This is a genomic window from Desulfovibrio sp. 1214_IL3152, from assembly GCF_036763055.1.
GTDB lineage: Bacteria > Desulfobacterota > Desulfovibrionia > Desulfovibrionales > Desulfovibrionaceae > Desulfovibrio.
On the sequence record NZ_JBAIYW010000121.1, the window covers coordinates 1 to 2805 of the forward strand.

The following is a 2805-nucleotide window of genomic DNA, read 5'->3' on the forward strand; positions in this document are numbered from 1 at the left end:
CCCGGCACATGCGCCACAAGGACATAAGCTGGGTTTTCACCTCAACCCGCCTGCGCTCTCACGAAACCGCCACCCCGCTGCTGGCCGGGCATCCCGGCGCGCACGTCATGGCTTTCAGGGAATTTGACGAAATATGGGCCGGAGACTGCGAAGGCATGCTGTACAGCGAAATCCGGGCAAAAATGCCTGAAATCACCGCCGGGCGTAATGCCGACAAATACACCTATGCCTATCCCAACGGTGAAAGCTACGCCATGCTGCGCGAACGCGTGCAGCGCGGTCTGCGGCGCGCCCTGTTTCTTGCCGGTGACACGCCGCTTGTCATTGTGGGGCATCAGGCCGTCAACCGGGTACTGCTCTCCCTTTTTCTGCAGCAACGCAGTGAGGACATACCCTATATCTATATACCGCAAAGTCAGTATTATCATATAAGTATGACCCCTCGGCGCAAGGTTTTTGAACGCATTCCCTATCAACCGTGTCCTGTCGAAAACGACATCTCCCGGCAGTCTGAGGCGCTGTGATTCCATACCTATATTCGCCTATCTGGCGATAATAACAAATTTTATTGTGCGACAGGGCATGGCCCTGCGAATGCCGGCGTGGCTTGCACTACGACATAACACTCTGCAAGGACTGCGATTCCAAGCCTCATTCTGGCGCCACGCACCCTTAAGAACCTGTCTTATCTGCCGTTAGGACTTATTGTATATACGAATACATTTCCCGCTTGTGCGCAGACGCATAAAAACTGAGGTAATATCATGAAATTGCAGGCAAAACTTCTGGTTGGTTTCCTTTTTTGCGCATGTCTTACGCTGGTGACAGGCCTTTTTGCCAGCAGCAGACTGCATCAATTGGCTGAAGCCGACACTTTTTTATATGAAAAAGCCACCATGCCTATGGAAGACCTGCTGAAAATGACGGAAGGGTTTCAACGCATCAGACTGAATCTTCTGGATTTTGTTACCACAGAAGTTCCTGCCATGCGCGAACGCTCCAGAAACCTCATCCAGCGGCTCCGCACTGAAATTGATGCCAGCAGCGCCAAGGTGGAAACTACCCTACTTTCCTCACACGATCACGAAGTGTTTGCGGAATATAAAGTCCGCCGCCAGGAATTCAGGGCAGCAACGGACGAAATCACGACCATGGTCGACGCAGGAAAACGCAGCGAGGCATATGACTACCTGAGCGGCAGGGGCAGAGAGATAGCCACTGCCTACCAGCAGGCCATTCACGACCTGGAGGCTTCCAAAGTAGAGCAGGGCAAATCTTTATCCGACAACAATAGCCTGTTGGCCGATTCGTCCAGCAGGCTCTTGTATGTGGTCATGGGCTTCGGCGTTCTGCTTTCCATTGCCATGGGCCTTCTGCTCACCCGTAATATCATGCGCCAGCTTGGCGAAGACCCCGGCTACCTGGCCCAGGTTGCTGGCGAGATTGCCAACGGCAACCTCAATGTGGCGTTCAGGGCGCAAAAAGTGGCCGGCGGCGTGTACCATGTGATGCAGAACATGGTTGGCACCATGAAGGAAAAAATTGCCGAAGCCGAGGAAAAAAGCGCTGAAGCGGCCCGCCAGGCCGAACAGGCCAATATCGCCACCCAGGAAGCACACGCCGCCAAGGCCGCCGCAGAGCACGCCAAGGCCGAAGGCATGCTGCAGGCCGCGCAACAGCTTGAAGGAGTGGTGGATATCCTGACCTCGGCATCAGAAGAGCTTTCGGCCCAGATCGAACAGTCCAGCCGTGGCGCGGACGAACAATCCCAGCGCGTGAGCGAAACGGCCACCGCAATGGAAGAAATGAACGCCACCGTGCGCGAGGTTGCCAGCAATGCCGGACACGCCTCGGAAATGTCGGGGCAGGCTCATCTGCAGGCGCAGGAAGGTGCTGCCATTGTGTCCCGCGTGGTGCAGGGCATCAATGAAGTGTCACGGCAAAGCATGGAAATAAAGCAGGATATGGACACTCTGAGCCGCCAGGCCGAAGGTATCGGCCAGATCATGAGCGTCATTTCAGACATTGCCGACCAGACCAACCTGCTGGCCCTCAACGCCGCCATTGAAGCGGCCCGCGCCGGCGATGCCGGACGGGGCTTTGCCGTGGTGGCAGACGAGGTGCGCAAGCTGGCCGAAAAAACCATGACCGCCACCCACGAAGTGGGCCAGGTTATCAGCGGCATTCAGGAAGGAACCCGCAAGAGCGTGGCAGGGGTGGACATTTCCATCGGCACCATTCAGGAGGCCACGAGCCTCGCCAACCAGTCCGGCGAAACCCTGCACAGCATTGTGTCCCTGGTAGACCAGACCAACGATCAGGTGCGCTCCATTGCCACGGCCAGCGAAGAGCAGTCCGCCGCCAGCGACGAGATCAACCGCTCCGTGGAGCAGGTTGCGGCCATTTCCAGCCAGACGGCCACCGCCATGACGCAGGCCGCGCAGGCCACGGCTGAACTGGCGCGGCAGTCGCAGGTGCTCCAGAGTCTTATTAATGACATGAAGGCTGAAGGCAGCGCCGCGTAATAGCTTTATTTTATACGATATCAACCCTGAAAATCGCTCCGCCGGCTGCGTGAGCAAAGGCATTGCCGGCTGCGGCGTAATGCTGTTCAGCCACGCAGCCACAACGAGGCGGGCAGCGTGAAAACGCCGGGAACAGAACGTCCTCAAAGCTAGAGAGCATTTTAACTTTGAAAAAGTGTAAATGCTCTAACGCTGCACGAAAGTGCAGCGCGCCACAATGTGGCGTGGATTCAGCCGAAAATCGCACTTTTCGGCTGAATGAACACTTTGAAATGTGAAG

At 56.3% G+C, this 2805-nt stretch carries 3 protein-coding genes; 2 read left to right on the top strand and 1 reads right to left on the bottom strand.

Annotation, left to right across the window (positions count from 1 at the left end; translation table 11 throughout):
- Positions 1 to 524, top strand: a 524-nt coding sequence (locus V6C07_RS02490) for a histidine phosphatase family protein (RefSeq protein WP_333534806.1), incomplete at its 5' end; no start/stop codon positions are given.
- 240 nt (positions 525 to 764) lie between these two features.
- Positions 765 to 2525: a methyl-accepting chemotaxis protein gene (locus V6C07_RS02495; protein ID WP_333534807.1), complete on the top strand. Its 1761-nt coding sequence runs from the start codon at positions 765 to 767 to the stop codon at positions 2523 to 2525.
- Between the two features lie 10 nt (positions 2526 to 2535).
- Here V6C07_RS02495 and V6C07_RS02500 read toward each other — a convergent pair.
- On the bottom strand, positions 2536 to 2805 hold a 270-nt coding region (locus V6C07_RS02500; RefSeq protein WP_333534808.1), incomplete at its 5' end, for a hypothetical protein.

Bases quoted from the DNA above. Each gene is read 5' to 3' on its own strand.
- V6C07_RS02495 (WP_333534807.1), top strand. From the start codon at position 765: ATGAAATTGCAGGCAAAACTTCTGGTTGGTTTCCTTTTTTGCGCATGT.